The following is a 22,243-nucleotide window of genomic DNA, read 5'->3' on the forward strand; positions in this document are numbered from 1 at the left end:
CTATTAACGGGAGTTTTTTGTTTCACAGAGGCCAGAGCTGACGGCCATGGCCGATGTGGTGATTGACCTGGATGCGCAGATCAAGTCAGCGCATGCGGCGCAATGCCTGACCGTTTGATGCGACATCCCAACTTCAGGCTTGGTTTCACTTTTGGCAAAATACGCACAAAGAATTTATCAGCACATCGCGATGACAAGGGAGCCTGTTTGACACCTGAACGATTTCACACCCATTCCATGGGGCCGGATGAAGCGGCCCTGCGCGCTGCATTCCTCCACTGCAGCGCGCTGATGCGACAGCGCAATAGCGCGAACATGGGTTTGGCGGTCCACAACAAAAGCAATCTGGACGGCGTTGTGCGCACCGTCTTCGGCGACAGCGTGGTCAAGGTGCTTGACCGGGACAACAAGCTGGACCTGAAAGGGATCACGATCCACCTGCTGACCGAGAAAATCCAACTCCGCAAGCTGGAAGGTCCGGTCGTGGCTGCCTTCGTTGACCCCCACAAGCTGGACAAGATCGTGTCCAGCGCAGGGGTTACCGACATTGTTTTTGTGCCATGGGCGGCGGAAGAGCTTCCGATCTATTTGGCAGAGCATCCTTTGTCGCAGGAGATTTTTCGCACGCCACCACTCGACGAACCGGTACCCACCATGGTGTGACTCGATGACGAGTGGCTTGTCGGGCATTGCTCTGTTATTGCGCTACTGAAAAATCCGCGGCTCTATCGTTTCTCCCCGCATGAACGCAATGTAGGCGCAGGCCTTGCCCATGTCTTTGAATTGGGCAATCACTTCATTGAGATGAATGACGGCCCAAGGGCGCTCTGGGGTGTCCGATGGCTGCAGGCTGAGGTCTGGCTCCCGGTAGGCAGAGTGACGGTACAGCGTCCGCCCAGATTTCCAGTCGATGATGTTCAGCACGCAAGCCGTGAGAATGGAACCGCCGCCCGACTCGCCTTCTTCTACCAGCAGAGGGACTTTGAGACTACCGCCTGAGCGGCCAATCTTGCCGACCACGTCATATTCATTCAACCACGGTTCTCCAGTGAGGGTGTTGCCCAACACGAGCCGCACTTTATCGCCTGTCCGACGCCGAGATTCAAGGACGGCAGCAGCTTTGGGATCCGTTCCCGGGTCAAAGTAGGTCTGACGGGTCAGGGCTGAGCGGGACCACGCCGAAACCGCATCCTCGTACTTCTTGTACCCGGCGAGCGCCGCGTAATCGTTCGGGGTGAAGAACAAGTCGGCTCGGTTCAGGCGCTGCGCAATCTGATTCGCATGATCGCGGGCATTGTCGAAACCAAAGCAGCTGTAGCCATAGTCGGTGGCGATCACGTACAGTTTCTGCTCGGTGTTGAGGGTAACCTGCTGGGTCGAACGTTCCTTTCCCAGCAGGATGTTGTCAGTTTGCATATCTTGCTCCAAAAGAAACAGGGCGTCGGCCTTACAGCGCGACGCCCTGAGTGACTTGAGACCACCTTGTGGTGGCCGATAAGATTCATCCGGCCAGCAGCACCTCGGGTGGCTGGTTAATGTGGTGTCGGACCATGCGGTTGCCGACATGGAACAACTGGTCCAGGTACACGGCTTCCAACAAGCTGTCGGGTACCTCGATGCCCAGTTCAATCAGCTTGTCCGACACCGTGTTGATATCGGTCCAGTCGCGTTGGGGCTCATGGAGACTGCTGTAGAGGACACATTCCTCCGCTGCAACGCTCGCGTGTTGATGACTCAGCACCTGCAGGAAAAGATCGTTCAGCGGTCGGTCATAGCCGGCGATCACCACGACTTCGTCGCCTTGGTAGCGCGTGCGGACAGAATGCTGACTCACAACGCCTCTCCTGGGATGCCGAAGACCGGAAGCCCATCAATGACGGCCGAATCGGCATCGAACTTCAGCCAGACGATACCGGCCCGTTCCGCCACTTCAAAGACGGCCGCCAAGTCGGCTTCCGTCGGGATGTCGTAGCGCGGCGAACCGACATAGACAAAGCCGCCATGTGCGGTGGGGTAGGCGTTGACCGAGAGGTCGTTGCCCATCAACTTTAGGCGTGTGGCTGGCGTCAGGTGCGTACTCGACAGTGCCGCCAGGGGCTCGGCCTGCTGGCGCAAGCTGGTGACAGTGGATTCATCCATGGGGGACTCCTTGGGGTTGGGGTGATGGGCTCGCTGCACGGCGGGCACGGGACGAACGGCTGAAGTCCATGCCGCAGGCGCGGCAGCGAAACCAGCGCAATGGGCCGAGTTGGCCCAGCAAGGCCCCGAAGTCCAAACAGACGGGGCAATGGGGTGGTGTAGATGCAGGCATCGTTTCTCCTTCATGACATTGAAGGACTCACTAACCCCGCGAGGCTGGTGAGCCCCTCGGGGTAAGAATTCCTTGACGGACACTCAGGTCAAGGCGTCAGATCAGACCGCGTTCGGAAAAACTGAGTACCGTGCCGCCCGCCACAATCATGTGGTCGACCACGCGCACGTCCACCAGGCTCAGCGCCTGCTTCAGCGTCTGCGTCAGGAACTCATCTGCGCGACTGGGCTCCGCATGGCCGCTGGGATGATTGTGCGCAACGACCACGGCAGCGGCGTTGCGGGAAATCGCACCCTTGACCAATTCCCTCGGATAAACGCTGGTCTGAGTCAAAGTGCCTCGGAACAGTTCGACGGCCTCGATCAACTGGAGTTGGGCGGTCAGGTACAGCACCAGAAACACTTCGTGCTCCAGGTTCGCACAGTGCAGGCATAACCAATCCCGCAGCACCTGTGGCGTACCCATGACCGGACCAGTGCACATCTGCGCTTGCAGGTCACGTAAGAGCAATTCGCGGGCCACACCGAGTTTGCGGCTGACTACAGAATCGTTGGCAGCTACCCCTTGGTAGGCTGATTCACTATCACCTACGTGGGGCGCGGTTGCAATGAAATCCCGGGTCGGCGGCGCGAGCAACTCTCGGACCAGATCGGCGCGGGAAAGAAAGGATGGATTCAAGGCGTTCTCCTCTATGGTTAAACAGAAAAGCGGAAACGCCGATCCCGAAGGGAACAAGGTTCCCGCTCGGGATGCGCATGCCAGGGCATGCGCGGTTGGTAAGGCAGGTGTCGACTGCGACGCCGGCAAAGACCGGATGAGCACCCCACGATGGAGTGCACAGAGATCACCTGCAGAGTCTGGCGCAGTGATGGGCGGGGTTCAAGGATGGCCGCCACTACACCACCGGTAAATGTCACCAAAGCCGGAGAGATTTGGGTGGTGTGTTCCGGGGGGCGACTGACTGTCATCGGATGCGTTGCATGGGCGCGACGGGTTGTTCCAGATGGGGCGCCACTCGCAGTGGCGTGACACTGACCTGTGACTGTGGTCGCGGTGGAAATATCTTTATAGCCCACCCCGTAAAACCAGAGACATGCGCGTCAGATTCGGCCAAGATACCCGAAAAACCCATTGAATGGGGTATGACCATGATTCGACTCAACGACCAGATTCGCCTGACCCGCAAGGAAATTGAAGTGTTTACCAAGATCACCGATATCGAACCGGTGGACATTCGCACCTTGGGCGACCTGGAGGCCTATGTCGCACGGTGCAAAGCGCATTACTGGGGTGTTTCGGAGCAAACGGAGTTTGTCCACTGGCTGATTGACCGGGAATACCGGCAGTGCCGCCAGGTCGCATAGCGATGGTGGCTGGGTGGTGTTGCCAGTCCGCGCTCATCGCAATTCAGTATCAAAGATGAGCCTGCCCCACCCCGAAGGGCAAGGCAGGTTCCACGGGGCGTAGCAGGGATACGCCGGGTACGGGACACTTTCAGGCGGCCTTGAGCATCAGGCCGAACAGCTGTTCAATGCGCGAAGCATCGCCCAGTTGCATTGCCTGGCAGACTTTTTTGACGATCGGATCCACCGAAACGTCAACGACATCAGCCGCTTCAACGGTTGCCAGCGCGGCACCCGTTGGCGTCAGCACTTTGAGGGCACCTCTGCCGTTGGTCCAACTGGCTTCGATCGCATGTCCGCGATGGGCATCCAGGCGATCAAGAACCAACTGGACGCCAGCGTCGAAGGCCTCCAGCGTCACGACGTCTTCCAGATCACCGCACGCACGGCTATAGAAATGGACCTTGTACGCCACAGGCGCCAGCGCCTGAATGTCATCAAGACGCAAGTCTGGCATCAGAAAGACAGGCGTCTCAGTCGCACTCACAGGTGCCACCGTCTGGTCTTGTGCAAGGCGGTCCAGTTTCAGCAACAGGGCGTCAGCGTGGTTACGGTCTTGCAGCACGAGCAGGGTGCGCATGGCGAGGATCTCCTGCGTCATGAGTCGCAATTCCTGGACGATGGCGCGTTCAGCGCGTGCCTCGATGGCACGCAGGGTATCAGCAATGGATGTCATGGATGAATTCCTTTCAAAAGGGATGCCGCCAAGCCCCAAGGCAAGTCGACGGGATGGGTTGACGTGCAGCCCACAGGTGTTGACAAATCAGGCCGCCTTGCGGGCAGCCGGGGAAGGGGCCGAATCACTGGCCTGCGCGGTCGCAGCAGCAGGTTCTGCCGGCTCGCCCGTTCTCTGTTGACGGAAGTCCGCCTGCGCCGTGGCAAAGGTGGGCTCTTGGGTCAACTGCCTGGCTTTGGCCATGGCAGGCTCTTTGCCGACATCTCTGCCGGTCTCGGGCAGGCACTCGACGACGATGTCGCCGCTCTGGCGCAGACTTCGACGCCATGCGTTCGGCCATTGGACGAACAGCTGCGTGAACAGCCCACCGCAAAACCAGCGTACGAACATCCCAATCCGTTTGTTGCGCGCCTGTCGGACCTTGTGCGTGCGCAAGGATTCCTTGCAGCACAGGTACAAAGCCAGATGGGAGCGCTTCATGTCGGGATCGGAATCCAGTTGGGCCAGCACTTCGGTAGCGAGGGCAAGGTCGTTGCCAACACGCTTGTAAAAGCTGACCCAGGCTCTTTCTTCCTCGTGCTCGATGCTGGGGCGCTTCGTGCGAGGATGGGGTTTCTCAAGGGACATGGTGTTTCTCCAGATGAAAGAGGGAACACCTTTTCCCCGGCGGGGAGACGGTGGACTCCCCGAGGGCTTGCGAAGATACATGCCACTGATAAGCTCAGTGACAAACAGGAAAGGCCCACACCATGTTTCGTGCAGGCAGCGCGGTAAGGTTCACGCCCAACGAAGTCGAGGACTACCGATCACTCGGTATCGACTTCGCAGGGACGCGAACACAGGACGACATCGAACAGGCGCTGGGCCGGTGGGCCCAGACGCTGTCCGACGAACGTCCTGATCTGCTGGACAAGATCGTCCTGGAGATGGCGAAGGCCAAGGGCGTGCGACTGCCCGCATCGCTGGACCTGGTGGTCAGCGACTTGCCTTCTGCCGGTTCTCCCGGGCAATCCTGATCCAACGGTCGGCGATTTGGTCCAGGTAGACCAGATCGTCGGGCTCAATCTCCCCAGCCTTCCTCAGCCGAGCGATCACTTCCTTGACCAGTTGTGGGTCATCCTTGGCGAGTTGAATCGCCATGGCGGCTACGCGCTTGCGGTAAAGACTGGCCAGCATGGTCAGACTGCCGAAGCACAGGCTTCTACAACCGATGCGTTCTGTTCGGAAACAGACCGGTACGGTTTCAACAATGCGGCCACCACTGGCTTGCGAACCGCGAGCATCCGGGCAAGGCCGGATCCTCCCAGTAGCACGCCAATGGGGCGCGTTTCTCTTTTCACAGGGACTGCGAACATGGTGCTCTCCTTCAGGGTCAGAAGGGGAACACCCATCCCCGGCGGGGAACTTGGAGTTCCCCGTTCGGGAATGCTCGGGCCATAGATGGCCGAGCAGCTTGGTGGCGACACCTTTCGGTATGCCATGAAAACGAAAACCCCCGGTTCTTTCGAACGGGAGCCTTCTATCGATGCCGAACTGCAATGACATGCAAGATGTCACCGCGCACGGCATTGCATGCCGTCAAGCCCGAGGGTTTAACGGCAAGCACAGTGGTCAGCCTGGGGCTGAACGGATCACGAAGCCATGCGCATAAAGCGTATGGCCTGACCAGGCGAAAGCCCGGACTCTTTCAAAGGCAGGTAACGACTGCGACGCCAGTCAGACTGGACTTCAGGAGGACAGGAATCCTCTGATGAAGGCTGTACAGGCGCGATGCCCACGGATAGCCCTTGCAGTGTGGCTCGGGAGGCGGCGAGTGATCAAGGATGTGCCGCAACAGACGGGGCGATACCACCCCGAAGCGCCCGCAACATTGGGTGCTTTTGGGTGGTGCATGACAAGCTCGACAGATTAATTGACGGATACCGACCCTGTGTCCGGGTGTTCATGCAACGTACCTCCGGTTTCGTCACTGGCAGTCTCTGGCCCGGCTTCACCGTGCCGCCTCCCCACCCGCCCGGGTTGCCCCGGCATCTGACGCATGACCTTACAGCTTTGCATGTCCTCAATCACTCACTCTCGTTCGGTCCTTCGTCCTTTTGGCTTGGCCTCATCAGCCACCGACTCGAACTACTACGACCTTTGCTGACTTCTCGCTCCAGCCTGCGCTGTCGCCCTTTCAGGCACAAGGCGAGATCTCCCTAGGTAAGAACGCACTCCTTCATTGCACAACCGCCGGATCTACGCCACTTCGCCTTGATCACGAGAGCTTCGCGGTTTCTGGCCCGCTCGCCCTGCTTGGCAGCGCCTTCTATCCGGTTCTTGTTCATCAGCTCGCAATTTATGCTCCACGCCTCCTTCCCACACTCGGTCACCCTCATGCAGTTGCGCTTCACTTCGTTCGTCGCGATCAACTTACGGCGGGACTTGCACCCGCAGGAGTGCGCCCATGCTGGGCGCACCAAAAGAAAAGGCCCCGAGGGGCCTTTCATATTGGGCAACAGAGCCGCGTATCCAAATTAATTCTTCGCAGTCCGCTTTGCCTTCTTGGCGGAGGCCGCCGCTTTAGGAGCAACCGTTGCCTTGGGCGCTGCAACAACAGGCGCAACCTTCAGTGCGGTGCGTTGATCACGCAGGGCGTTGATTTCGGCTGCGATCTTGTTTTTACGCTCGGTCAGCTTGATGTTTGCCGTCAGTTTGGCAATGGCCTTGGTTGTCTTGGACACAGGGGCCTTCGCAGCGGGTTTTGGCGCCTTCGCGGGAGCCGTTACCTTCTTTGTTGTCGTCGCAGCCTTGGGAGCCACTTTCTTCGCAGTTGCCATTTGTATTCCTATTTTGTTATCTGGCGAATCTATTTTTGCCAGGCAAGTATTGCCCTCAATATTTTGATGCTCTGGAATTTACGTGTCGTCTATGGAGACTGACATGGATTCAATCCAGCTGGTAGATAGTCTTTGCATTGGCCGACAGGAAGATTCAACTGTTCAAGCTCAGGCGGTTCGTGGCGACGGGTCTGCTTTCGCAAACGCATGAGGATCCGGGCTGGTTGACGCGGCAATTCCGGGAAATGAACATCCGCGATGTGGACGACGGGTGATAGGCTAGACCTTGACAAGGAATGCCTTTTAAGATATCTTAAAGATATTCAAAACAAGGAGATTCCATAATGAACACCCGTGCCGCTGCCGACCAGATCGCCTTCCGCTACCGTACCGTCGACAGCGCCACGGGCGTGACGCGCGAAACCGCAAAACGGGTGGCGGAACGCCTGGGCGTTGATGAGACTCAGGCTATCCACATTGCACTGCACACAATGGCCGTCAAGCTGCTGCCGCAGTATGATGCGGATGAGGGGCCGCTGACTGCCGCCCAAGTTCGTCAAATCAAGAAGCGTGTCCCGCAGGGCAAAAAGCGTTCGGTACGCTCCAGCCTGTTTGAGGCCGAGTTGGCATGATGCCTCAGTGGTGGGGCGAACCTACTGCTGGCGAAATTGTTTGGTGCCACTTTCCCGACGATGTCAACCCGCGCCCGAAGCCACGGCCAGCGCTGATTCTGGCGGTATTTGATGACGATGCGCCGCAGTTTCACGTTCGAGTTGCCTACGGTACCAGCCAACGCACGACTACCCTGCACCGAGGCGAATTCACCATCCTGCGTGACCGCAATCTGGCGGCTTATGATGCAGCGGGTCTCAGCTATGACACCAAGTTCGATTTAAAGCAAGCGCTCGATCTGGCATACACGACAGAGTGGTTCTCGGTGCCGCCTGCGGCACCACATGGCCAGACGCCCAAGCTTGGCACCTTGCATCCTTCGCTGGTGCGCGCTGTGCAAGCCGCATTTCAGGCGGCCAATGGGTGAGTCAGGGGGGCTGACGGTCGGCATTGGTTGATCGCTGTCGAAAGTTTTGCAGCTCGTTCTCTGGGCATGCCCAATTTACGGGCAGGCCAGTCGTACCATTGCCAGACGCGGGTTGTCGGCTTGCCGGGACCTGCTTGTCCACAGCCTCTGTGGATAAACAAGCACAAAAAAAGACCCCCATCGCTTTTCAGCCATGGGGGTCAACTTGATCAAGCTGCCTGTCGCACCTCTTCGGCATCAACCTTCGCGCTGCCCGCTTCATCCTTGTCCAGATCAAGCTGCTTGAGCAGCTCTCGCTGACGGGCGAGCAGATTCACCAGACGGCCTTCGTGTTCAAAGGTCCGAGCCAGCTCCAGCCGGATGTCTTCCAGCCGCTTGCGCCGCACCTCCAATTGCACAACTGCATCGGTGTGGTGCTTGACCACCGATTCCAGCGCCGCCATCAGTGCGGCCACGAGGGCGGGCCCTGTTTGGTACGGTTCGGCGTTGTACAGGCAATGGCCTGACAGGTACAGGTTGGGCACTTCCTCGCCGCGTGCCGCAAGGATGCCCAGGTCAAATCCGCCAAACCGGCCGACCACCCGTTCAATCATCCGGGTGCCGGTACGAACCTCTTCTTTCGCTGTTTTTACCAAGCCCCGCAGGACTTCCCCTACGGCATCCGGTCCGGTGACGGGGCGACCCGCCAGTTCGAGGCCAATACCCTGCATGGTTTGCGGCTCAACCCGCTCCACGTCCTGGGCATACAGCGCAATCTTTTTCTCCAGCGCTTCGATCATCATCGGCAACCGGCCCACTTCGCTTTCGTTGGCATAGCGCTGATTGCGCCATACCGAGAAGAGCGTCGAGAGTTTGGCCACTTCCGCATCTACCCCAGCTTTTTCGATGACAAGTGGATTGCCGGACGCCAGGGCTTTCACCTCGGCATACGACAGCGTCGCCAGTTCCACGTCCTCCAGTGAGCGGATACCCTTGTCGCCCTTCATCACCTGGGCAATAAAGCGCGCCTTGGTCTCCAGCGTCTGCCACAGGTAGGCATCGAAGCTTTGTTCCGTCACGTACCTGAATATCTCCACCTCCTCACACTCGTTGCCCTGACGCAGGATGCGCCCCTCTCTTTGCTCGACGTCACAGGGACGCCAGGGCGCATCGAGGTGGTGCAGGGCGCACAGCCGGGTCTGCACGTTGGTGCCGACTCCCATCTTCGCCGTCGATCCGAGCAGCACCCGGACTCGTCCGTCGCGCACCGCCTTGAACAGCGTGGCCTTCTGGATGTCGGTGTCGGCATCGTGCACGAAGGCGATGTCCTTGTCAGGCAGACCTGCTTCGATCAGCCTTTGCCGCAAATCGTCATAGACGCTGAACCCTTTGTCCCCCTTGGGCGATGACAGATCGCAAAACACCATCTGGGCACCGCGGAAGTCCGTACTCCTGCGCCAGATGTCCATCACCTCACCTACGCAGGCGGCCACCTTGCCCTTGGTATCAAACTTGGCCAGCGGTGCCACCAGCCGGAAATCTAGCGCAGCCTTGCGGCCGTCCGTGGTGATTGCCAGCATGTTGTCATCCTGCGGTTTCACGTGTCCGCTGCGGATGGCCTCCGCCCGCAGCACCAGCGTTTCCACAAAGGCCTTGAGTGCCTGGCTGGCCGGGCAGGCCACGATGCGTGCTTTGCCCCCGCGTAATGGCGGGACTGGCAAGTTCAGCATTTCCGCCGTGCGGATGTCGGCCACTTCACCAAACACCGCCATCAACTCGGGCACATTGATGAACCGTGCAAACCGCGTGTGCATGCGGTATCCACTGCCATCCGGTGCAATCTCCAGCGCCGTGACGCTCTCGCCGAACGTGGCGGCCCAGGCATCGAACTGCTGCAAGCCCAGTTCCTCCAGGCGATTGGGCTGCAGGTAGCGCATCATGGTATGGATCTCCGCCATGGTGTTGGCCACCGGTGTCGCCGTTGCGAACACCACTCCGCGCTGCACATGCCCATGGATTTGCATGGTGTAACGGGTCTTCAGGAACAGATCGAATGCCCGTTCCGAGCTGGTCAGGGGCAAACCCGCGACCCGCGTCATCTTGGTGAACCGGTACAGGTTCTTATGTAAATGCGCCTCGTCCACGAACAGGCAGTCAATGCCCAGCAGTTCCCAGGTGAGGAGATCGTCCTTTTTCTGGTCCGCCAGCAATCGTTCCAGCCGGGCCTTCCAGTTCTTCTTCATCGCTTCCAGTTGCTTGACGATCCGGTTGGACTTGTCATTGCTCTTTTCAGCGCGGACGGCCATCTCTAACTCATGAATGATCTCCTTGATAAACGCTTCAGTGAATTGCGGCGACATCTTGATGCGCTCAAAGCTTGAGTGCGTGATGACCACTGCGTCCCAATTGCCTGTGGCGATGCGCGACACCAGCTCGCGCCGACGGTCGCCCTCCAGGTCTTCCTTGCTGGCCATCAAGACCGAGGCATTCGGGTAGAGCCGAACGAATTCTGCCGTGTATTGCTGCAACATGTGGTTCGGGACCACATGGCAAGGCTTGGTGACGAAACCCAGCCGACGCAGCTCCATGCTGGCGATCACGCACACCGCCGTCTTGCCGGCGCCGACCACATGGAACAGTCCGGTGTTGCCGGACTGCACGATGCGCCAGACGGAATCCAACTGGTGCGGGTGCAGCACGAAGCATCGGGAGAACCCCGGCAGCTTCAGGTGGGAGCCATCGAACTGCCGTGGCCGGGTGGCGTTGAACAGGTCGTTGTAAATCCGGCACAGCTTTTCTCGCCGCACCGTGTCCTCAAAGGCCCAGCCCGCAAAGCGGTCTTTGATCAGGCCCAGTTTCTCGCGTGCGGCCAGCGTTTCATCAGAGTTGACGACATACCTGTCCGTCTCGGGGTCCGGGTCGCGTACCGTGGGCACCTGCACGTTCAGTGCGCATTGCACCAGTTCGATGCCGTTCATGCGCGAGGTGCCAAACTCCTGCGTCACCTTCACATTCTGGCGCGCTTCCCACTCGCCATAGCGCACTGACCAGGCTCCGGCCTCGGCCGAATAGCTGACCTGGCAGTCCTTGAGCTCCAGAACTTCCTGGACGAAAGCCTCGACGTCCATGGCGGGAATCCAGACCGCGCCCAGGCGGGGTTCGATGGACGCTGGCGGCAGGTCTTCGGGTTGCACCTGTTCCAGCGCGTCGATATTGCGCCGGTAGGCGCTGCCCGACATCACAGCCTGCTTGAGCTTGGCCTTCACGTTGCCCGACAGGTAGTCGTCGGCGGTTTTCCAATCGCTATCCGCTGGGTCAAGAAAGACCTGTCCGGCCTCGGCCAGCGCCTGCAGCACAGCATCTTCGGGCGCGGCCAGCAATCCGGCCATGTAGGCGGGATCAACCCGGCCACGCCATTGGATGGACGCCGCCAGCGCCTCGGTCGGTTCCCCCGCCGTGGTTGGCTCCACTACCCGTGTCAACGTACGCCGTGTGAACAGCGCCGCTTTCTTGGCGGTGTCCGACTCTTCGTCGTAGTGCTCCAGCGACAGCAGCAGCGGGTAGTCCGGGTCGCGCCGGAACGCCAGCGCATTGGCCCGGGTGCTCAGGCAACCGTATTTCGTGATGAAGCGGTCGTAAGTGCCGTTGAGCAAAGCCCGCAGATGACCCAGTCGCCCGTCCTTACTTTCGGACAACTGGGCATCCAGCAGCGAACGAGCGTAGTCCCGGATCGCGCACATGCCGGTGATCCGGCCTCGTTGTGTGGCGTTGAGCTGGTCATGCACATCGACCATTTCGCTGCCTTCGACCCGGTGCACCCGCCCCTGGTGCAGGCAGTAGCTGCCGGGACGGGCACCGGGTTCGGCGGGTACCACCACGCGCAAAGCAACCGGTTTTCTCAGCTGAGCTTGATAGACATCAGACGGGAGCAGGGCCACCCGTTCGGGTAACGTGGCTTCCAGATCACCGTCGAACACCGCGACCGGCACTTCGTCGTAGCAGTTGCTTTCCTGCCGGATTCGGCCGATGCAGAATTCCGGGTGCTTGGCATACCAGGCATTGATCTGCAGGTATTTCTGGTAACACTGCGGGTCGCGCAGTGCCTCGGGAACGAGGTTGAGGTCCAGCCAGGTGTCGTCGACTGTCTCGGCCCGCTGTCGCTTGCGCAGGAACAGGATGTCGGTCTGCACTTCCGTGGACGCAATGCCTGCGAAGGCACCCCGTGGTAGCCGGATTGCACCCAGCAACTGGGCTTGCGAACCCAGGTAGCGGCGCACGCTGTCATCTTGTGCATCCAGCGTGTAACTGGTGGTGATCAGGCATACCAGTCCACCGGGCCGAACCAGATCCAGTGCTCGGCCAAAGAAGTAGTTGTGGATGCTGAAGCGGGCGTAGGGCCGGTTGCTCACGTCGGCGACCTGGTATTTGCCGAATGGCACGTTGCCGATCACCAGGTCGAACCAGTTGTCGGCGAGTGGGGTCTTCTCGAAAGGAGAAATCCGGACGTCCACACTGCCCGGCGCATACAGCGCCTGCAGCATCTGTCCAGACAAATGGTCGATCTCGACTGCTGTGACGCTGCTTTGCTCGGCGATGGCCGTTGGCATCGCGCCGATGAAATGACCGATTCCGGCAGCGGGCTCCAGAATGCGCCCGCCACTGAATCCAAAGCGCTGCACGGCCTGCCAGATGGCCTCAATCACGTGGACTTCGGTGTAGTGGCTGTTGTTGACCGACGCACGGGCGGATTCGTACTCATCCGGGGTCAGCAGTGCATTCAACTGACGCGCACGTTTGGCCCAGGCCGCGTCTTCGGCTTCGAGGTTGAAGCTGGCGGGCAAGCCGCCCCAGCCGGTGTAGCGCAGCAAGGTGCTGCGTTCGTCCGGGGTAGCCGGGCGATCCTCGGTGTCAATTTGTCGTAGTGTCTTGATCGCTGCCAGGTTCGTCTCGAACTTGGTGACGCTGCCGCCCAGATTGTGCAAGTCGGCGCAGATCAACCGTGGCCACAGGTTGCGGGGTGCTGTTTCTGAGGCGCCGTTGACTACACGCCAGTTGACACGCTGACGGGCGGGTTCGACCGACTCATCAGCAGAACTTTCCTCCATTGAAGAGGCCAGTTTAGAAACCGACGGTTCGGTCTCGGTGAAAAGAGCTGCAGGCTCGGACGGCTCCGGATTGAACCCGGGTAGCCATAGGGACGGCGCGGTATAGCGTGCCATGGGTGTGTTCTCCAAAAAATAGGGGGAACACATCCACCCACTGGGAGACGTGCTCCCCGGTGGGAAGGAATGAGAGGGTCAGGAATGACCACCCGTGTGTGAACGCGAGCACGCCGGGCTTCCGGAGAAGCGGCGGGCTCAATAGACTAAGCAGGAAAGAAATAGTCGACCGTCGGACGACGGCAGACGAATGACTCAAGTGGGGGTAAGAACCCAGGTGCGAATGACAGGCGCTGGGTGGAACGCCAACAGGGAAGGCGGGTAACGACCGCAACGCCTGAGCAGACTCAGGAGAGCTCCGACGAGCGCGCTTTGGCCGAGGCCAAGGTGCGGGATCAGTGTGTCATCAAGCTGGGTTTGTTGCGGAGCTTCACGTGAATTGCCTCCGAAATAGTTGACGCAAATGGCGGTTTGCTGGTGGTAGGCTTGCTACGAGGACTTAGCCTGTACGAGCTAGGGCCTATTTGTTCAGGAAATCACAGCATTGTCGAATCGAATGTGGTAAATCGCGCTGAGGGAGGTATTGCACGCATCGGTTCACTTCGTTCACGCGATGCCGGTGGCTGCGCGTGAACCTATGGAGGAGATCGCTTCGACCGTCAACCCTGTTGCCAAGGTATTTGGCGGTGATGTGTTGAAGACCGCAACGTGGTTCGAAGAGAGAAACCCGTTGTTTGGAGATGTAGTACGAACAACTAGTTTGCGTATATTTGGATTTGTGGTAAGATAATCTTACGGCTGGTAAGTCCAGCGTGGAGACCTGAATGGACGCGAACTTGGTACATCAAAAACTGGTTGAAGTGCTTCAATCAATCCAGTCATCCAGTGGGCTTGACTGCCCGTCAATTGTTGGCACGACAAAGCCGCTTGAGAGCCTTCCGAAGTTTGACAGCAAGATTTGGCCGGTAGCAATCGGTATGCTCGCGGCAGAACTGGGGATCACTATTGCCGATGATGTGAATATTTTTCGACGTGAAAAGAGTTGCATCGCGTTGACCATTGATGAAACTGTCGCTATGGTCATCGCCCTGGCCCAAGCACAAACTCCTGCTGAAGCCAAACAGGCAAATGCGTCATGACTGAATCACAAGATTCCAAGCGTGCTGTGATTGCGACACGCCTGCGTGAAGCAAGAAAAATGGCAGGCGTATCGCAAGGCCAGGTCGCAAAGCTGTTGGGGATGCATCGACCGACCATCTCGGAGATCGAAGCAGGCAATCGGAGGGTATCGGCCGAGGAGCTTTCCAAGTTCGCCGAAATGTATGACGTTACTGTCTCCTGGTTGCTTGCAGAGACTGCTGACCAACTCGAAGTGGATGATCCGCGTCTGCAACTGGCGGCCAGAGAGCTTAGCAAACTCAAGCCCGACGATCTAGACCGACTCCTTCGGCTATTGGCATCCATGCGCGGTTCGGACTCAGATGATGGAGGTTCTGCCACATGAGCGCTTCACATCAATCCTCACCCATGGCCGAGGCTCGAAAGCCGCTTGTCATGAAAGGAATGCAGGCTGCTATAGCAGCACGAACTAAAGCTGGCATTGATCTCAAGAGTCCGACCTGTATTTACGGTTTGTGCGAAAAGCACAGCGTCACCGTGCGCTTCAATGACATCAATATGGAAGGCATGTACGACCGTACGTCTAAGCCACGTATCCATGTGTCGGCTTTGCGGCCGCTCGCAAGGCGTGCATTCACTTGCGCCCATGAATTGGGCCACCACGTGCTTGGGCATGGTTCCACAATTGATGAGTTGCAAGAAGAGCAGTCAAAAAGCGTGGAGCGACCAGCGAATGAGGTCCTCGCTGATGCTTTCGCTGCGTTTGTACTCATGCCAACTCTGGGGCTACGCGAGGCATTCTCCAAACGTGGCCTGGATCCAAATAAGGCTTCTGCCGTTGACATGTACGCCATAGCGTGCAATTTCGGCGTGGGACAGTCGACATTGGTAAATCATCTTGCTTACGGAATCGAGATGATCAGCTCGGCTCAGCGAAACCAATTGGGGAGAGTTACGCCGAAAATGATTCGAACGCAATTGTTGGGCGAAGTGGTGTCTGAACCGTTAACGGTAGCTGATCAGCACTGGAACTCAGCTACGCTAGATGCGGAGGAGGGGGCTCTTCTGCTACTACCCACAAAGGTGGTTGCCGATACTACGATGCTGATGCCTGAAAGGGATCTGGCGGTTGGAAGACTCTTCAGAGCAATACAGCCCGGAATTACGCGCGTCGTAATTCCGGGCACGCCGTGGGCCACATACGTACGGGTCGCTCGTCGGCAGTACGTGGGGTTAGCCCGATTTCGCCACTTGGAGGATATGACCGATGACTAAAAGACAAGCCCCTATAACGGGTCCGCTGCTTATTGACGAATCAGACTTGTCGAGAGCCTGGGCAAAGGCCGTGCTGCACGTTGTAGATCACGCAGGTACCGAAATATCACCACTTATTCTCAGCCTGACTGGCTTTGACGATGCTGGTAATCCAGCTGAATCACAATCTGTGCGCATAGCATTGGATGCATTGTTGCTCGCAAAAGGATTGCGAAATGTTGAAGATGTAGCATTCACCATATTCCCGCAGCGCCTTTGGACGGTTGCGCAAGGTGATCGGGCCCGTCTGTTCAAGTATTACCGTGAAGCCTTTCCTAGATACCAGGCAATGAACCCGAAAGACAACCGCCGTGGTTTGTACTTTGAACGACTGACCCAGTACAAGCGAGGGCCCTGCGACGGCAATCAACTCGAATGGATACTCTCACAGTTCAACGACCGTGAAGGCGTGCGACGATCCATGTTTCAGGCAAGCGTGTTTGACCCAGAGCGAGATCACGTTGCTGATGCCCAACTGCAGTTTCCCTGTCTGCAGCATGTCACATTTGAACCAACAAAGGGAGGATTGGTGATCAATGCGTTCTATGCTACGCAACAACTTTTTGTGAAGGCTTATGGGAACTATCTCGGGATTGCACAGCTTGGCGCCTTCATGGCGCACGAAATGCACATGAAATTGACCCGGATGAACGTGATTATTGGGGTTGCAAAGATTGATCAACGTATCTCCAAAACCGATCCAGCGTTAGGGCCGTTGCTCACTGTTGCTCGCGAGTGTGTATTCCAAAAAACACTAGAAGCCGCAGTGGCAGCAGCGGAAGTTCCAGTTGTTGAGAGGGTAAATTGAAGCACGTAGCAAGTGAGCGCACGGTCATCTGCAAGGCGCCAGATTCACCTGCTATAGCCCAAGTGCAATCCGCACCGCCGTCACATATGTCCCCGCTCAAGTTGAGCGTGGTGTACGACAGCTACTGGCGATTTGCGGTCGAGCGGCAGAACGTCTACTTTCGCCGACTAGCCCATGAACCAGAGCCGTGGACCAATGACCCCATTATCTCCGTGCACAAATTTACCAATGCGTACCGGGCATCCGACAGGGTCAGTCAATACCTAATACGCAACGTTATTTATAGGGATGACTTGCCAAGTTCTGAGTCGGAAGTGCTCTTCCGGACTATGCTCTTCAAGCTCTTTAATAAAATTGAAACGTGGGAACTTCTAGAACACACCTTCGGAGAAATCACGTTTAAAAACTACAAGTTTGAACACTACGATAGAGTTCTGAGTCAGGCAATGAAGGCAGGTGGACGCATCTACTCGGCTGCGTACATCATGCCGCCAGGAGGGTCGGCATTTGGGCATTCCGCGAAGCATCAGAACCACCTGTGTCTACTTGAAAAGATGATGGCCGATGATCTCGCGGGTCAGCTACACAAGATGCGCAGGATGCAACCGGCATTTGAACTGCTAAGAAGCTATCCAACGATCGGGGACTTTCTTGCCTACCAGTTCGTCACTGACATTAACTACACTGAGATCACGGACTTCACCGAAATGGATTTCGTTGTGCCGGGCCCGGGCGCGCGCGATGGGCTTAAAAAGTGTTTTGTAGATGGCGCTGGCCTCAATGACGCTGAACTCATACGCCTCATGGTCGACAATCAAGAGCGAGAGTTTGAGCGGTTGGGAATTCAATTTCAGTCACTGTGGGGGCGCAGACTTCAATTGATCGATTGTCAGAATCTATTTTGCGAAGTTGATAAGTACGCGCGTGTTGCTCACCCCGAGGTATCAGGCATTTCTGGACGAACACGCATCAAACAGAAGTTTTCACCAACGGGTTATCCAGTAAGTCCATGGTATCCGCCGAAATGGGGCATCAACGACAAGATACAGGCGCAGCTTAAGCTTGCCGATCCGATTCGTAATGATCGGAAACCCGGCAGCCAAGCAATGAGCGGGCGTCAAGCAATGCTTAAGTTGGAAAGCGGATCATGAAATTCAATAGCAAAAAGCTTGATGACCGTGAGCGCATCGGTCGCATGACCTCTACTGGGATTTCCCTCGTACCGCGACGTCATATCAAGCACAAGTTGAGGGGGCGATCGCAAACTGACAACACTCAAAAGTCCATGTCTCGACATGGCAATTTGATCGGTCATGGCCTGGATGTTGTCGACGTCGCGGAGTTTTCCCGTTTGCTACGCCTGCCTGCTTGCGCATTCTTAGACCGCTATTTCACGGAGTCCGAACTATTTGCGGCGGGGGAAGGTGTGACCCGAACAGAAAGACTAGCTGGGCGATTCGCGATCAAGGAAGCGGTGCTTAAGGCGTTGTGTATTGGGTGGGGAGACGGCGTCTCCTTTACCGACGTCGAAGTCATCACTCATACTACGGGTGCGCCCTCTGTCGTATTGCATCGCAAGTTAGAGGATCTGCAGAGAGAACGCCACATTGCCGGTTGGCTTGTGAGCTCAAGTCACACAGACGTTGTCGCAGTTGGCAGTGCTATTGCGTTTGGCATGTGAACGGCCGTTGCTGAGACAGAAAAATTCCTCGCGTATCAATTTGAGCATCGGATTTGCATGAAAAACGACGGAGCGCTGTATGTGTTTGAAGGGCCTGATTCGGTCGGAAAGACTACATTGGCCAGACTCCTTACGGAGCAGTTAGTAGCACGCGGTGTTGACTGCGTTCACTTGGCTTTCCCAGGAAATGAAATCGGTACTGTGGGAAATTTAATTTATAGGCTCCATCACGAGCCTCAGCAATTTGGAATTGACAGCTTGTCTGCCACGGCACTTCAAATGCTGCATGTTGCCGCCCACGTGGATGCCATTCAAACCAGAATTCTTCCAGCCTTAGCACTTGGGAAGACCGTCATTTTGGATCGATTTTGGTGGTCGACAGATGTTTATGGCCAACTATGCGGTCTAAATAATACGTTGGTGGAATCGATTATTGCGCCGGAAAAGCATATTTGGGGTGAGACTGTTCCCACTGTAGTTTTCTTACTTGAGCGAAACGCACCATTCGAGTTTCCGGTGTCGGATTACTGGCGCAGATGTACAAGTCTGTATTCACACCTAGCGGATGCGCAATTGGAAAAGCATCGCATTGTTCGAGTGAGCAATGAAGGTGAAATTAGTACGCCACTGTCCATCATCATGCAAGCGGCCATTGCGTGATTCGGTTGAGGAAGTAGAAGTTTTCCTAGCGCTCGGAGCATCGGACTAACCACGCACGCCAAGCCTCCTGAAGTGTAGGATTGAAGCATTTATTGGCGATGATGTGCATTTCATCAGCCCAGGATCGTCGACGAGCGGTATCGGCCGCGACCACATGCATGTAATTGGTCCAGCCCGTGCAGAGTCCAAGCGAATCAACGATGTTTATCAAACGAACTGGCGTTAAAAGGTCTGATCTCATTTCATTCATTGCATGCTCCAAAAGAGGAAGAGTTCTATTGAATTCTTCTCTTGATAGTGCGAGCGAGTCGGTGCTAGTACCGATAGAGGGGACTTCCGACATGGCGCAGCGATCTGCATCATGGTCATACAGGTGCAGGCTGTCGGACACTAGTAAAAATGAGCCGATTCCGACACCTAGCCAACCAGCGATGACTTCCTGCAATGAAGTGAATTGCACAAAGTTGTGGGGAGTGCCAAGAAAAATGTCATTGCTCCGCATGACTTGTAACCACTCGAGTTTTTGTGACCGGATTTTAAGCAGACCCATTAAGTTGCATGGAATATCAGGGTCGCGGCTGGTGCCGTCGGGTAGTGGTAAATCAACTTTACTATCCCAAATCTGAAGTACCGCTTGCCGGGACTCCGGGTTTGCCAACAGGACCTGGTAGACGCGCTCGATTTGATCCAAGCCGAAATGTGTGCGCAATCGAGCGCCGTACGCACCATGATAGGTCTCACCGGATCCGGCGTATTTTGGCAGTGCGGGATTCCAGAAGTTTAAAAAACTTGAATCATTTTTCCCAAGCAAGATCCAAATCACTTCAGCGATTGCAAAGGCTGGGTTGATCGCGGGGCGACGCGACAGTACCCATCGTTGTCGTGGATCCTTGATGCACAGACCACAATGCAATAGCTCACGCATAGGTCCTAGTCGGCTTTCCTCCAGACTCGACTGGTCTGATTGAATCTTAACTAGTGCTTTGCGCCATACGTCATCAGCCGTTATACCTTCAAAATAATGAAACATTCTTGAGGTCCTCAGGCAAGACTTGGTGAAGTCGAATCGGACTGTTCACTTGTCGGCAATGTAGCCTGCAATTTCTTCAGCCATTGCGCATTGCGTGTTTTCCATTTTTTGAATTTCGCATTGGTCTGTGGGGCGCTGAAATCCTCATTATTCTGGCGAATTTCTTTGAGGGCCTCAACTATCTGTATGGGGCCATGAGCAGCAGTCAACCACTGCTCAAGCAACTGCAAACCTTCAATTGCAACAGGGTTCCCATCTTGATGAAATCCATTGGTCGCGTGTTCTAGATCAATTAGGCAGCGCTTCCAATACTTGACACCATCATCAGTTGAGGCCGCTGATGTATCGGCAAGGTAAAGCGCTATTTGCGCGATACGAACTGGATGACTGTCGACCCATTGATCAATGAGAGGTACTGCAACCTTTGTTGGCTGTCGAATGTCGTCGCTTAACCGTGGATATGGAGTGATGGTTGTAATTTTTCCAGGTTTCAGTTGTGTTTCAGCTAGGACTTCTTCCTGAAGGTAACGAAGCTCGGCAACGTTGACCGGCCACCAGTGATTGAATTCCTGCGCACGGTAGTACCCGATGCAATCCAATTCCAAATTTGGCCGCAGACAGAATTGGACTAAACAGAACGAAGCAAAGGAAATTTTTGGCCCAAAATCCCGCCCCGGATCCACCACAAGCGCGATTGTTTTGCTGGTCGGTTCCTTGCTCTTAAGGAGTGTGATGATTCGCTCTATTTGATCAATATTTCCGCCGAACCGCTTAAGGCGGCTTCCATGAATATAGGGGATCCTGCCGTCCATTCGAGATGTCGGCTGCTGCCACCACTTGACTGTTTCTGTAAACCATTCATCCCTTTCGTTGTCATCACCACTGTAGGGGTAGGCAAAAGGAAACGAGCAAGTGCCAGGGGACTCAAATTCAACGGTGCAGGCAATGGATCTTGTTGGATACTTTGCAATCGATTGAATTGACCGCGCATAGACCTTATCCACAGAATCACCATAGATGCTGATTGGCCCCATTGACGCGGGATCATTTTCCCAAAGTTGAATGGGCTTAAGTTCGCTGGACTTTATTTTTTGCCCAGCTTTGCCTATTTCGTAATTACGGATATGGCAGGTCGGTGCATTGGGGATGTTCTTAACTGAAATTAGACGCACGGGCGTGTCCGGCTCTGTACTCGTAGGGCCGAAAGATCCACCAGATATTGTCAGTAGCCGATGTGGACTTTCGATGCCCCCGTCTCGAGAAGTTGGGTATATGTGATCGAAATGTGCTGTCGCGTGATGTTTGTGACCATGGACCACAATATGGAATCCATGCTCCAAGAGAACCTGCCTCAATGCGCCAAGGTTTGTGATGTCTGCACCTGCCTTAAATTCTTCTCGGTCACTTACCGGCAAAAGGTGGTGATGTAGGACCGCTATTCGAAGTGGGATGTCTTGGGTAGCGGTTGCGAGTAGCTTAATCGCCGACAACTGGTTGTTCGATATTCGCGCCATGTCGTAAGACGTCAGTTGCTCCAACGCTTCCATCAGTGGTTTTGGATCCGTTTGTGTGGCCAGAAAGTCTTGTAAGGTTTTGACGTCCTTGTTTTCCGTGGCGCTCAGGCGTATTTGGGACCAATTGGAGCTGTTGATGGGGAATACCGCCCATTTCCTATCTGTCCCAACTAAGACATGCTTATCGAAATCGAGCTTACCTATATCGTGTATTCCGTCCAAGAACGGAACGATTGAAGCCTCACCTGGTGTCATCCATGCGGACTGGAATAGGCGGTATCGTTCAGCCGTGTTCGGTTTGGTTCCAGAAACAATATCGTGATTGCCTGGGGTAGCGACAATTTTTCCAGCATCTATACCTGATTTTTCGAAATGCTTTAGTAGCATGTTTCGAAGGGTCAGTTGCCCATCTGGACTACCTTGAATCGTTCCATCTCCAGAAAAGACTATCGCATCTAACTTGGTCCCACTTGCTTCCAAAGCATCGGCGACCGCTGCAAGTGTTTTTTCTAGCACCTCCTGGCGCAGTGGTTGTTCTACGTCAGCTCCATGCAATTTGATATCTTTTTCTTTGTAGTCCGTTTTGTTTGACAGGTGACAGTCTGTAACGTGCAGAAAGTTTAGATTTTCGACTGAGTGCCGGTTGTCCATGAGCAAGATCATCCTTTGGTTGATTGCGTGGCGTTGGGCAAGCCTCCCCTTCACGCTGGTGCATGTGTTATCCAATTTGG

Annotated in this window: 24 protein-coding genes; 12 read left to right on the forward strand and 12 right to left on the reverse strand. The window is 56.0% G+C overall.

Annotation, left to right across the window (positions count from 1 at the left end):
- The first annotated feature begins 237 nt into the window (after nt 1-237).
- Nucleotides 238-663 (forward strand): hypothetical protein, encoded by a 426-nt coding sequence (locus tag NDJ10_RS09930; protein WP_296161696.1) that lies wholly within the window; start codon nt 238-240, stop codon nt 661-663.
- A gap of 42 nt (nt 664-705) precedes the next feature.
- Here NDJ10_RS09930 and NDJ10_RS09935 read toward each other — a convergent pair whose 3' ends face one another.
- The 4 genes from NDJ10_RS09935 to NDJ10_RS09950 form a co-directional block, all read right to left on the reverse strand.
- Nucleotides 706-1,416, reverse strand: coding sequence for a hypothetical protein (locus tag NDJ10_RS09935; protein ID WP_296161697.1), 711 nt, complete (start codon nt 1,414-1,416; stop codon nt 706-708).
- Nucleotides 1,417-1,501: 85 nt separating this feature from the next.
- Nucleotides 1,502-1,834 carry a hypothetical protein gene (locus NDJ10_RS09940; RefSeq protein WP_296161698.1) on the reverse strand — a complete coding sequence of 111 codons (333 nt, stop codon included), beginning with the start codon at nt 1,832-1,834 and terminating at the stop codon, nt 1,502-1,504.
- Nucleotides 1,831-2,139, reverse strand: coding sequence for a hypothetical protein (locus NDJ10_RS09945; protein WP_296161699.1), 309 nt, complete (start codon nt 2,137-2,139; stop codon nt 1,831-1,833). Before NDJ10_RS09945 ends, NDJ10_RS09940 begins: the two co-directional genes overlap by 4 nt.
- A gap of 268 nt (nt 2,140-2,407) precedes the next feature.
- The gene (locus tag NDJ10_RS09950) at nt 2,408-2,989 is read right to left on the reverse strand and encodes a JAB domain-containing protein (protein WP_296161700.1); all 582 of its coding nucleotides are present in this window, start codon (nt 2,987-2,989) and stop codon (nt 2,408-2,410) included.
- A 464-nt stretch (nt 2,990-3,453) separates the two neighbouring features.
- Here NDJ10_RS09950 and NDJ10_RS09955 point away from each other — a divergent pair, with 464 nt between their 5' ends.
- Nucleotides 3,454-3,675, forward strand: coding sequence for a hypothetical protein (locus NDJ10_RS09955; RefSeq protein WP_296161701.1), 222 nt, complete (start codon nt 3,454-3,456; stop codon nt 3,673-3,675).
- 130 nt (nt 3,676-3,805) lie between these two features.
- Here the strand turns inward: NDJ10_RS09955 and NDJ10_RS09960 are convergent, their stop codons facing one another.
- Both NDJ10_RS09960 and NDJ10_RS09965 read right to left on the reverse strand, forming a co-directional pair.
- Entirely contained in the window at nt 3,806-4,390 is a 585-nt protein-coding gene (locus NDJ10_RS09960; RefSeq protein WP_296161702.1) for a hypothetical protein, read from the reverse strand.
- A gap of 87 nt (nt 4,391-4,477) precedes the next feature.
- Nucleotides 4,478-5,017, reverse strand: coding sequence for a hypothetical protein (locus NDJ10_RS09965; RefSeq protein WP_296161703.1), 540 nt, complete (start codon nt 5,015-5,017; stop codon nt 4,478-4,480).
- 122 nt (nt 5,018-5,139) lie between these two features.
- On the opposite strand from NDJ10_RS09965, the gene NDJ10_RS09970 reads away from it, so the two are divergent.
- Nucleotides 5,140-5,406: a hypothetical protein gene (locus NDJ10_RS09970; RefSeq protein ID WP_296161704.1), complete on the forward strand. Its 267-nt coding sequence runs from the start codon at nt 5,140-5,142 to the stop codon at nt 5,404-5,406.
- Here NDJ10_RS09970 and NDJ10_RS09975 read toward each other — a convergent pair.
- The 3 genes from NDJ10_RS09975 to NDJ10_RS09985 form a co-directional block, all read right to left on the reverse strand.
- On the reverse strand, nt 5,366-5,566 hold the full coding sequence (locus NDJ10_RS09975; protein ID WP_296161705.1) for a hypothetical protein: 201 nt from the start codon (nt 5,564-5,566) through the stop codon (nt 5,366-5,368). The two genes, NDJ10_RS09970 and NDJ10_RS09975, sit on opposite strands and share 41 nt — an antisense overlap.
- Nucleotides 5,567-5,568: 2 nt before the next feature.
- Nucleotides 5,569-5,745 (reverse strand): hypothetical protein, encoded by a 177-nt coding sequence (locus tag NDJ10_RS09980; RefSeq protein WP_296161706.1) that lies wholly within the window; start codon nt 5,743-5,745, stop codon nt 5,569-5,571.
- A gap of 1,161 nt (nt 5,746-6,906) precedes the next feature.
- On the reverse strand, nt 6,907-7,209 hold the full coding sequence (locus NDJ10_RS09985) for a histone protein (RefSeq protein ID WP_296161707.1): 303 nt from the start codon (nt 7,207-7,209) through the stop codon (nt 6,907-6,909).
- Nucleotides 7,210-7,553: 344 nt separating this feature from the next.
- Between NDJ10_RS09985 and NDJ10_RS09990 the strand changes: the two genes are divergently transcribed.
- Nucleotides 7,554-7,841, forward strand: a complete 288-nt coding sequence (locus NDJ10_RS09990) for a hypothetical protein (RefSeq protein ID WP_296161708.1) — start codon at nt 7,554-7,556, stop codon at nt 7,839-7,841.
- The gene (locus NDJ10_RS09995) at nt 7,838-8,248 is read left to right on the forward strand and encodes a hypothetical protein (RefSeq protein WP_296161709.1); all 411 of its coding nucleotides are present in this window, start codon (nt 7,838-7,840) and stop codon (nt 8,246-8,248) included. The genes NDJ10_RS09990 and NDJ10_RS09995 overlap by 4 nt, the downstream gene beginning before the upstream one ends.
- Nucleotides 8,249-8,457: 209 nt before the next feature.
- On the opposite strand, the gene NDJ10_RS10000 is transcribed toward NDJ10_RS09995, so the two are convergent.
- Entirely contained in the window at nt 8,458-13,446 is a 4,989-nt protein-coding gene (locus tag NDJ10_RS10000) for a DEAD/DEAH box helicase (protein ID WP_296161710.1), read from the reverse strand.
- Between the two features lie 764 nt (nt 13,447-14,210).
- Here NDJ10_RS10000 and NDJ10_RS10005 point away from each other — a divergent pair.
- The 7 genes from NDJ10_RS10005 (at nt 14,211) to NDJ10_RS10035 (ending at nt 18,968) form a co-directional block, all read left to right on the forward strand.
- Nucleotides 14,211-14,525 carry a hypothetical protein gene (locus NDJ10_RS10005; protein ID WP_296161711.1) on the forward strand — a complete coding sequence of 105 codons (315 nt, stop codon included), beginning with the start codon at nt 14,211-14,213 and terminating at the stop codon, nt 14,523-14,525.
- Nucleotides 14,522-14,890: a helix-turn-helix transcriptional regulator gene (locus NDJ10_RS10010; protein ID WP_296161712.1), complete on the forward strand. Its 369-nt coding sequence runs from the start codon at nt 14,522-14,524 to the stop codon at nt 14,888-14,890. The genes NDJ10_RS10005 and NDJ10_RS10010 overlap by 4 nt, the downstream gene beginning before the upstream one ends.
- Complete coding sequence (locus NDJ10_RS10015; protein ID WP_296161713.1) at nt 14,887-15,780, forward strand: ImmA/IrrE family metallo-endopeptidase; 894 nt, start codon at nt 14,887-14,889, stop codon at nt 15,778-15,780. Before NDJ10_RS10010 ends, NDJ10_RS10015 begins: the two co-directional genes overlap by 4 nt.
- Nucleotides 15,773-16,627 (forward strand): thymidylate synthase, encoded by an 855-nt coding sequence (locus tag NDJ10_RS10020; protein ID WP_296161714.1) that lies wholly within the window; start codon nt 15,773-15,775, stop codon nt 16,625-16,627. The genes NDJ10_RS10015 and NDJ10_RS10020 overlap by 8 nt, the downstream gene beginning before the upstream one ends.
- A gap of 86 nt (nt 16,628-16,713) precedes the next feature.
- Entirely contained in the window at nt 16,714-17,778 is a 1,065-nt protein-coding gene (locus NDJ10_RS10025; protein ID WP_296161715.1) for a nucleotide kinase domain-containing protein, read from the forward strand.
- Nucleotides 17,775-18,308 (forward strand): holo-ACP synthase, encoded by a 534-nt coding sequence (locus NDJ10_RS10030; RefSeq protein WP_296161716.1) that lies wholly within the window; start codon nt 17,775-17,777, stop codon nt 18,306-18,308. Before NDJ10_RS10025 ends, NDJ10_RS10030 begins: the two co-directional genes overlap by 4 nt.
- A gap of 57 nt (nt 18,309-18,365) precedes the next feature.
- Nucleotides 18,366-18,968 carry an AAA family ATPase gene (locus tag NDJ10_RS10035; RefSeq protein WP_296161717.1) on the forward strand — a complete coding sequence of 201 codons (603 nt, stop codon included), beginning with the start codon at nt 18,366-18,368 and terminating at the stop codon, nt 18,966-18,968.
- A 25-nt stretch (nt 18,969-18,993) separates the two neighbouring features.
- On the opposite strand, the gene NDJ10_RS10040 is transcribed toward NDJ10_RS10035, so the two are convergent.
- Both NDJ10_RS10040 and NDJ10_RS10045 read right to left on the reverse strand, forming a co-directional pair.
- Nucleotides 18,994-19,998: a thymidylate synthase gene (locus NDJ10_RS10040; protein ID WP_296161718.1), complete on the reverse strand. Its 1,005-nt coding sequence runs from the start codon at nt 19,996-19,998 to the stop codon at nt 18,994-18,996.
- Between the two features lie 11 nt (nt 19,999-20,009).
- Complete coding sequence (locus NDJ10_RS10045) at nt 20,010-22,163, reverse strand: metallophosphoesterase (protein WP_296161721.1); 2,154 nt, start codon at nt 22,161-22,163, stop codon at nt 20,010-20,012.
- Nucleotides 22,164-22,243 lie beyond the last annotated feature (80 nt).

It is taken from the genome of Rhodoferax sp. (assembly GCF_023700745.1).
GTDB lineage: Bacteria > Pseudomonadota > Gammaproteobacteria > Burkholderiales > Burkholderiaceae_C > Rhodoferax.

What these genes read in the sequence shown, in the direction of transcription:
- NDJ10_RS09930 (WP_296161696.1), top strand. Translation starts at nt 238, where the DNA reads ATGGGGCCGGATGAAGCGGCCCTGCGCGCTGCATTCCTCCACTGCAGC.
- NDJ10_RS09935 (WP_296161697.1), bottom strand. Translation starts at nt 1,416, where the DNA reads ATGCAAACTGACAACATCCTGCTGGGAAAGGAACGTTCGACCCAGCAG.
- NDJ10_RS09945 (WP_296161699.1), bottom strand. Translation starts at nt 2,139, where the DNA reads ATGGATGAATCCACTGTCACCAGCTTGCGCCAGCAGGCCGAGCCCCTG.
- NDJ10_RS09955 (WP_296161701.1), top strand. Translation starts at nt 3,454, where the DNA reads ATGACCATGATTCGACTCAACGACCAGATTCGCCTGACCCGCAAGGAA.
- NDJ10_RS09960 (WP_296161702.1), bottom strand. Translation starts at nt 4,390, where the DNA reads ATGACATCCATTGCTGATACCCTGCGTGCCATCGAGGCACGCGCTGAA.
- NDJ10_RS09965 (WP_296161703.1), bottom strand. Translation starts at nt 5,017, where the DNA reads ATGTCCCTTGAGAAACCCCATCCTCGCACGAAGCGCCCCAGCATCGAG.
- NDJ10_RS09970 (WP_296161704.1), top strand. Translation starts at nt 5,140, where the DNA reads ATGTTTCGTGCAGGCAGCGCGGTAAGGTTCACGCCCAACGAAGTCGAG.
- NDJ10_RS09975 (WP_296161705.1), bottom strand. Translation starts at nt 5,566, where the DNA reads ATGCTGGCCAGTCTTTACCGCAAGCGCGTAGCCGCCATGGCGATTCAA.
- NDJ10_RS09980 (WP_296161706.1), bottom strand. Translation starts at nt 5,745, where the DNA reads ATGTTCGCAGTCCCTGTGAAAAGAGAAACGCGCCCCATTGGCGTGCTA.
- NDJ10_RS09985 (WP_296161707.1), bottom strand. Translation starts at nt 7,209, where the DNA reads ATGGCAACTGCGAAGAAAGTGGCTCCCAAGGCTGCGACGACAACAAAG.
- NDJ10_RS09990 (WP_296161708.1), top strand. Translation starts at nt 7,554, where the DNA reads ATGAACACCCGTGCCGCTGCCGACCAGATCGCCTTCCGCTACCGTACC.
- NDJ10_RS09995 (WP_296161709.1), top strand. Translation starts at nt 7,838, where the DNA reads ATGATGCCTCAGTGGTGGGGCGAACCTACTGCTGGCGAAATTGTTTGG.
- NDJ10_RS10000 (WP_296161710.1), bottom strand. Translation starts at nt 13,446, where the DNA reads ATGGCACGCTATACCGCGCCGTCCCTATGGCTACCCGGGTTCAATCCG.
- NDJ10_RS10005 (WP_296161711.1), top strand. Translation starts at nt 14,211, where the DNA reads ATGGACGCGAACTTGGTACATCAAAAACTGGTTGAAGTGCTTCAATCA.
- NDJ10_RS10010 (WP_296161712.1), top strand. Translation starts at nt 14,522, where the DNA reads ATGACTGAATCACAAGATTCCAAGCGTGCTGTGATTGCGACACGCCTG.
- NDJ10_RS10015 (WP_296161713.1), top strand. Translation starts at nt 14,887, where the DNA reads ATGAGCGCTTCACATCAATCCTCACCCATGGCCGAGGCTCGAAAGCCG.
- NDJ10_RS10020 (WP_296161714.1), top strand. Translation starts at nt 15,773, where the DNA reads ATGACTAAAAGACAAGCCCCTATAACGGGTCCGCTGCTTATTGACGAA.
- NDJ10_RS10025 (WP_296161715.1), top strand. Translation starts at nt 16,714, where the DNA reads ATGTCCCCGCTCAAGTTGAGCGTGGTGTACGACAGCTACTGGCGATTT.
- NDJ10_RS10030 (WP_296161716.1), top strand. Translation starts at nt 17,775, where the DNA reads ATGAAATTCAATAGCAAAAAGCTTGATGACCGTGAGCGCATCGGTCGC.
- NDJ10_RS10035 (WP_296161717.1), top strand. Translation starts at nt 18,366, where the DNA reads ATGAAAAACGACGGAGCGCTGTATGTGTTTGAAGGGCCTGATTCGGTC.
- NDJ10_RS10040 (WP_296161718.1), bottom strand. Translation starts at nt 19,998, where the DNA reads ATGTTTCATTATTTTGAAGGTATAACGGCTGATGACGTATGGCGCAAA.
- NDJ10_RS10045 (WP_296161721.1), bottom strand. Translation starts at nt 22,163, where the DNA reads ATGGACAACCGGCACTCAGTCGAAAATCTAAACTTTCTGCACGTTACA.